The organism is Bartonella sp. AD328YNZD (genome assembly GCF_042196425.1).
Map to the genome: position 1 here is coordinate 1 of NZ_JBHIQG010000794.1, position 611 is coordinate 611.

General features: G+C 35.0%; 1 protein-coding gene. It reads left to right on the forward strand.

The window, feature by feature from the left end; genetic code table 11:
* A partial coding sequence (locus ACFIO3_RS15075; protein ID WP_375704783.1) for a hypothetical protein occupies window positions 1-611 on the forward strand: 611 nt, incomplete at both ends.

The following is a 611-nucleotide window of genomic DNA, read 5'->3' on the forward strand; positions in this document are numbered from 1 at the left end:
AAGTTTGCACTCACAAATGAAACGCGTGTAATTAGTAATCAAATTCTTTATCGCATTAAAGCTTTAAAAGACTTTTCTGATGTCAAGGCTGGCGATTTAGGCGGTTTTGTTGAAAAGGAAGATAACCTATCGCATTATGACAATTGCTGGGTCTATGATGATGCTTGTGTTTATAATAATGCCTATGTTTCTGATAATGCTAAAGTCTTAAATGAAGCTTATGTTTTCGATAATGCAAAAATTGAAGGCTATGCACAAGTTTATGATAATGCCGTGGTTTATGACAATGCTAGGGTTGCTGATCATGCCGTGGTTTTTGGAAGAACTTATGTTTACGGTTATGCCTGCGTTTTGAATCATGCTGAGGTATCGGACAGGGCTGTTATAAAAGGTCATGCTAAAATCTATGATGATGCTTTACTGACTGGCTATGCGCAAGCTTATGGCAATGCAAAGATTTTTGACAATGCTCAAGTTTGGTTTTTTGCTATAGTTGGTGATGATGCTTGTATTTATGAGAATGCAAAAATTACAGGCTATACATACATTTGTGATCAAGTGAGTGTTTTTGGCAATTCATATATAGATACAAAAAAATTAAATGGTCATAT